Annotated in this window: 5 protein-coding genes; 1 reads left to right on the top strand and 4 read right to left on the bottom strand. The window is 34.7% G+C overall.

The genetic code is table 11. The features are described from left to right. Positions 1–420 precede the first annotated feature (420 nt). The 4 genes from BLV86_RS08280 to BLV86_RS08260 form a co-directional block, all read right to left on the bottom strand. Positions 421–951 carry a hypothetical protein gene (locus BLV86_RS08280; RefSeq protein WP_242873270.1) on the bottom strand — a complete coding sequence of 177 codons (531 nt, stop codon included), beginning with the start codon at positions 949–951 and terminating at the stop codon, positions 421–423. An 88-nt stretch (positions 952–1039) separates the two neighbouring features. Next, a complete protein-coding gene (locus tag BLV86_RS08275) occupies positions 1040–1402 on the bottom strand; it encodes a helix-turn-helix domain-containing protein (RefSeq protein WP_090816212.1) in 363 nt (120 codons plus the stop codon). A 444-nt stretch (positions 1403–1846) separates the two neighbouring features. After that, positions 1847–3571: a KAP family P-loop NTPase fold protein gene (locus BLV86_RS08265; protein WP_090816208.1), complete on the bottom strand. Its 1725-nt coding sequence runs from the start codon at positions 3569–3571 to the stop codon at positions 1847–1849. 111 nt (positions 3572–3682) lie between these two features. Beyond that, entirely contained in the window at positions 3683–4723 is a 1041-nt protein-coding gene (locus BLV86_RS08260; protein WP_090816206.1) for a hypothetical protein, read from the bottom strand. Between the two features lie 247 nt (positions 4724–4970). On the opposite strand from BLV86_RS08260, the gene BLV86_RS08255 reads away from it, so the two are divergent. Beyond that, positions 4971–6683 carry a hypothetical protein gene (locus tag BLV86_RS08255; protein WP_090816204.1) on the top strand — a complete coding sequence of 571 codons (1713 nt, stop codon included), beginning with the start codon at positions 4971–4973 and terminating at the stop codon, positions 6681–6683. The last annotated feature ends 39 nt before the right edge of the window (positions 6684–6722 follow it).

The following is a 6722-nucleotide window of genomic DNA, read 5'->3' as shown; positions in this document are numbered from 1 at the left end:
TATGCGGTAATCCCTGTTACCTTTGTCTTATCAACTTTAGTATACAGGTAAATCCACGTTGCTACAAAGAGGAGGTCATTACATATTGTCTAATACTGTTAGTCTTATTATACTAACACTGTTAGTTTTGTCAATGATATTTCTATACGAACCACTTTACCAAGCATTTTTTAATAATAGAAAAAGGACAGGTTTTTTATTCCCTGTCCTCAAACTTATATCATCTTAAAAAACTTTAGTGCCTCAGTAATAGCATTCTCCTTTTCTGGTGTTGTTCCCGGCTGCCTGCATGGCCGTAGATACGCGAGTATAAATATAGCATTTAGTCTTCTTCATAATATTCCTTTCAATTTTTCTTGACTGATCAGAAAAATCCCTTTATTATCGTTAATAAGGAAATGGGTTTTCACCGGGTAGGGCTTATGCCTGACAGGACTTGCTCGTTTCTTTTTTTATTTCTAAAACATCATATAGGTATTTCTTCCCACTTGAAGCATGTCTTATAAGTAAACGACCTTTAAATATATTGTATCGAACCACTTCCCCATCCTCATTAAATATCGGAACAGCAAATCTAGTCTCATATCGGTACCAACCATTCTTTGCATCTCTGCCGTGCTTAGCCTTTCGGTTATTCTCAAAAATACCGTTTGTAGCAATCTCAATCATCTCCGGCAAAACCTGAGCGGCATTAGCCTTAGCTTTTGCAACTGCTCCTTTTAGCTTCTTTGTGTAAACAGATCCAGCATATTCCCCGGGTAACTCTGTCCCTATATAAATCATTTCCTTGTCTTCTGCGATACTGTAGAAGTCTCCTACGTATTGCTTAAGGTATTTTTCGACCGCCTCCCAGTCAACCTGTTTTCCCTTGAATATATTGTCATTGATCATGACTATTTTGTTGTTATCTGCATCCTTGATAACCGAAATATTTCTATTGTCTTCAGCCAATTGTAATCTGTCTCCATTTCTTTTGAAGTCGCATTTTGCGACTTCAAGTTTTAATACAAGCTTTTGAAATCACGAATTACGACTCTATTCATATATTTTCTAAATCATCCAACTTCTTCAGCGTTTCCATATAAGCCACAAGCCTCTTTTGCTGTTCCTCCCTTAAATTATGATAATTATCGATTATTTGAATATCATATGGTGTAAAACGGCTTTCCGGATTTGATGTAGCAATATCCTCCTCATCATCAATTCCTTTACCTGTCAGAAGCTGTTCCGGAGTAACCTTTAAAACGTTACAGATATCCATTACCTTATCTGCGGAAGGACAGGAACCCTTCTTTTTCCACTCACTGATGGTAGAGTTGGCAATGCCTATTTGCCTTGCAAATTCCACTTGTGTCATATTTCTCTGCTTTATAAGTTTTATGATTCTTTCTGTAATTGTCATATCGCTCTCCTGAATTTCATTATAATGAATTTCATTTACATGAATTTATTTTAACATCAAGCTCATATGACATCAACTACAAAATCATGCAGTCTTCTTCAACCATGAATGATGTCAAGGACTGCGACAATACCACAAAAGCGCAGTGGGCGATTTATAGTAAAATATTCCAGATTAATTTCAACAAAATGGAAGACTACGAACGCGATCTGTTCATTGACATCATTAATCGATACTCAAATGTTCTCAAGCAGATGAGGGGAAATGGACGAGGTAAAAAACGGAAGTAACACAAGACCGCAGGACTTGTCCGGGATCTATCCCGCAATACCTTTTCGCATAAAGAAAAGGCGCACCTCATACCTGCCTATAGGTAGGTATAGAAGTGCGCCCTTAGTTCCTAAGGGATTTTCCTTTATTGGCGAATTCTTGTTTTATGTTTCTTTAATCTCTTAGACTATTAAAAATACTATCTATTTCTTTTGTACTTTGATTTTTAGTGCTATTTTTTATTTTTTCCAAAAGCTTATCCCCATCATTGAAAAAATCCCTTGTTAACTCTGCAAATTCTTTAGATGATTCTATTCCAAGACGTCTTGTAGTTTTATCAGATACTGTAGATACTAAAACATTATTATTTGTAGCTACTTCCTTCTTTGCTTCGCTGATTAAACTTAGAATACTTTTATCATCACTAGTTTTTATCGCCTCCTTATCAAGACTATTTAGCACCTCATAAACATAACTTAACTTTTTTAATTTTAGACCATCATCGTTTTCCTGCGATTTTGCCGCTATACTGCTTGTCGTTGAAGATGACTTCAATGCTTTCCTTAACAACTGCATCTCCTCATCTGTTATTTTTTCATTTTCTTGATCAGAATCGACTTTGCCTTCATAATCTTTGTTTCCTTTGATACATTGTTTTAAATTATCCATAAATCGAATTAGATTTTCTTTACTTTTTTCTGAATCCAGATCACATTTGATACCTTTTAAATAATTTTCGTCATCAGATATTTTTTCAAAAAATTCATTGAGAATTTTAATGTTATCCACATCGCACACGCTGAGTAACTTATCATACACTTCCTCATAGGCAAGATGAAGACATGACGCACCAAAAATTATCATGTTTATTCTTTTACCGGTCTCTTTGTCTTGTTTGTTTAGATTGTTCTCATTTTCAAATATTACACGAGCCAAAATATATGAATTAATTACTCTTTTGATAGACCTTGGATTACATTCTACAGATGTTTTTATTAAATTAACAATCGTCGGTATATCTTCCTCTTCTATATCATGCAGTAATGTTCCATCCGTATCCCTTGTCAATTCTTTGATATAGTTTTCGATATCATAACTACCTACGGGCAAATAAAATGGAAGCTGTATTATTTTATCGAAGAAATTTTTAGCTTTACTTTTATCGAAATCACTACCATACTTTTCTTTAATGCCACTGACCACAACATTATAATCTATGGCAAGTATGAAAATACAATTCTCACATTCAAGAAGCACCTTCATAACTTCCATCAATTCAACTGCTTTTCCAGGCTTCAACCGGTCTAGATCATCAATAAAGAAAACGACTCTATCTACTTTTTTCTTTTTTTCACTCTCAACCTCTATTTTCTCATTAATTGCCTTTTGAATATCGTCTCTTATCGAATCAATTGCCTTGACGAGATCATCAGTTTCCTGTTCTTTATTCTTTTTTATTTCCTCAAGTGCCGAGGACATAGCCTTTGACGCAACCTCTCCATATGGAACTATATCAATCGCTTGAAAAGCTGCATTTTTTAATAGATGTTTTGATATAATTCCGAGCGTTCCCTTAAGTTTCTTTACAGTAGTTTTTTTGGGATCAGCTTCTAATGCATTTAAAATACTCCTTAAAAAGGATATGGAAAGTTGATTCCCAAGATCAAACTGAGAATATTGCCAAGTATTTATGGTTGTACAAAAAGCAGACTCTCCGATAATGTCATTCAAGCGATTCATCATAGAGGTTTTACCGCTACCCCAATCACCCTGTATCGCTATAGTCATTGGTGTCTTACATGTTTTAATAAACTGTGCCAATCCATTAGTATAGGATTGTATATTAAAAAGATCTTTTTGAGACGCTTTATCGTCACAACCTTTTAAACTTTTTTTCATATATCCCTCACAAAGTAATATTAATTAATAATGTTTTAGGCAATCATGTTCACTTTTCCCACATTCATGAAATATATATCTTGGAAACTTCCCTATTTTTACTTAGCCACATCAATCATTATATCCACCCTGCATTACATGACTTAATGATGCTACTCCATACATATCTACATGACCGTAGGCGGCAACATCGTAGTCACCCATAACATCTACTAGGTCACCTGCAAGAGTTAACGTATAATTATAATCTATAAAATTAATTAGAGCATTTCTATCTGAGCTAAAAGGTTCAAATACGGTTTCACCTAAATATGAAGATTCAGGAATATTAAATTCAGAAACAAGTAACGCGATTTCACTTTGACTTAAAGGCTTTCTAGTGTGGTAATCCAAAAGATTAACTCCATTTTTACTTACTATACTGTCTGGAAGAGGACAATAGTCACCAGCTTGATTCTTAAAGCTATATCCTTTTGTGTAGGTCTGATTTGGACCGTTTACTCCTGCTAAAGTTACTGCCCCACGATAAATCCCAGCGTATTGGTCATATATGTTTACAACTGTTACTCCTGTTTCATCAGGGTATAACGCTGATGGATTTTGAACTGTATTTACTTGGGTTAAGTTTGGGTCCGAGACTGTGTTTCCTGTCATAGCTGTGGAACTTGAACTCCCGCCACTTAATACGGTTCCATTGGAGACATGCTTGGTTCCTGTAACATTCTCAGCTGTGTAGGTGGATAAACCCATTTGAGCGAGCTGATTCAGTGTTGTGTCACTCAAAGCCCCTTGATAGGATGCTGATGTATCGGCAATAATAGTAATTCCATTATAAATATCGCCATTCTTAAGTAACTTACCAAAATGGCCGGTACCTCTTGTATTGTCCAACAGATAATACTTCCCATTAGATGTAACAATACCTGATTTCATGTTACCCATACTGTCTATGAGATACCAGTCTCCACTAACTTCGTCCTGTATCCATGCATCTGTAACAGCCTGTCCGTTTGCCAATGTATAATGCCAATTATTAGCAGCGTCTATATTCCAATATGGCGAATAAGAGGAATTTGTGTCAGCAAAAGTGCAAGTGCTCACAACTGAGCTAAAAACCATAACCAGTGCCATTAATAACCATTTTTTCTTCATACATACTCCTTTTAATTGAATTGGTATTTTAGTGATTAAGTATTATCTAACCTATTTTTTATCATGTTGATAATTCCGAAACAAATTAACAATATAATAAACCATGGTTGTTATGGAAAGCAATAATTATTGCTCGCTAATTGGCGAAAACGCCAAATCACCCCAGCTAACGCACACAAACAATATGTTAATAATGACCAAAATATGATAAAATTTATAATAATTCTACCTAGGAGTGTTAATTGATATGCGCGTAATAAAATGGCTTTATCCAATAATAGACAATGGCGAATCCTCTGACCATATTAAATATGTCGAAAATAATTCAATAGAAATTCCTGAGGTTTTGTATGACGAGTGGAAGATCAAAGATTTTGATTATTACATCAATATCATAGGAAAAAAAGATTCTGATGACTCTTCAACATACTTTGATACCGATAACAATAATGAATTCGACGGTCCTTATGGTTTTGGAAGTGATACATTATTAGAACTTGCTCTCGCTTTAAGGCTTCAGCCGATTTTGCATAACGGTTTTCATGAATCTAACTCAGGACAGGATTCAGGCTACCATGAAGTATCTTTCCACCTTTCACGTGATGACAACCGACAAGCACAAAAAATATCTGATGACCATGACATTGCATGGAAATATATCATATATCAGACAGAGCTTATGAAAGTTGTAGATGCGCTTCAAAATTACCAAAGTAGTCACGATGAAAGTAAGGATGAAATCATAGATGAAGTGATTGCCATAAGAGAATTCTTAATAGATTATAATAATTCATGGATTCAAATCAATAAATCTAAAAGAAATCATCATACTCATTACGATTTTCCGAAATATGACGATCCATTCAATATTCCTCCTTCGGAAGAAACTGATATTCCTTTTGATGACATATTCTTTTGGGAAGCCTATCAAGATCTTTTTGAAAATCCAAAATATGCCGCTACGATGCATGAGCTTCGAAGACTCTTGCTTAAACATAGAATCAATTCTTCAGTAAAGCAACAACAGCCCTACAACATATATGAAGAACTGGTTAGAAATATTTCTCTCAACCATGCCACTAAAATAATATTGTATAAATGCATAGCACATGCCTTCGGATATGCCAGAAATATGCTTGTAATCAATATGGCATTGGATTACATTGATGGTATTTCAGAAGATTACAGACTTCATAATATTGTTTATAATCTTATTGAAACAACAAGATATCATGTGGCTTCATATCTGGCTGGACCTTCTGTTAAAACCCATAACATTCATATGATAGTTAATAAAACTTCTAGCCGGAACAAATCATTTATCCTAGATTACAGAAAAAGCATATGCGCCATGCGTAGGCTTGTAAATTGTATAGACCAAAATATTGGAAATCTCATGAGATACAAAGAGCATTCGTCTAGAAAAAAACGTTCCGGCTGCTTTGGAATTCTAGAATATGCAACTCCCAGTGCATCATCCATAAATTATGTTGGATACTATAGCTTTAGCGGAATATTTGATGCCATTGATAGTACGATAATAAATCGTTCAGATTTATACGATGATTATTGCAAAAAAACTAAAAAGCAGATGAATACTTTTATTAAAAAGTTAATATCCAATTCTCCGGAGCTTATGTCTTTTTCCCCTGCTATCTGCACTCCAGATATGATAACCTACAGGCGTAGCAACGGAGGATTTGTCACACATGTTTTGGGAACTGTTTTAAATTATTGGAGTATTGATGATATTAAGTTGAACTTTTCCTGTTGCGAAAGAAAAATGTTGCCACTTATGGAAAAAAATGCAAGCCCTAGAGGCTGTGGGTACATTTTTACGAAATTCGATGCATGTGATATCTGCCAAAAATCAATTGGCATTACAGATACCAAAGGGTACAATCTTGATACCCTATCTATATATACTTTAAAATGTAACAATAAAATGCAATCCGATTAAAAGTAAGTGCCAGGGGCGTGTACTCTAGACGAAACGTTC

Source organism: Oribacterium sp. KHPX15 (assembly GCF_900107835.1).
GTDB lineage: Bacteria > Bacillota > Clostridia > Lachnospirales > Lachnospiraceae > Oribacterium.
The sequence above is the reverse complement of the archived record's forward strand: the minus strand, read 5'-3'. Positions and strand labels throughout refer to the sequence as shown.

Bases quoted from the DNA above. Each gene is read 5' to 3' on its own strand.
- BLV86_RS08275 (WP_090816212.1), bottom strand. From the start codon at position 1,402: ATGACAATTACAGAAAGAATCATAAAACTTATAAAGCAGAGAAATATG.
- BLV86_RS08265 (WP_090816208.1), bottom strand. From the start codon at position 3,571: ATGAAAAAAAGTTTAAAAGGTTGTGACGATAAAGCGTCTCAAAAAGAT.
- BLV86_RS08260 (WP_090816206.1), bottom strand. From the start codon at position 4,723: ATGAAGAAAAAATGGTTATTAATGGCACTGGTTATGGTTTTTAGCTCA.
- BLV86_RS08255 (WP_090816204.1), top strand. From the start codon at position 4,971: ATGCGCGTAATAAAATGGCTTTATCCAATAATAGACAATGGCGAATCC.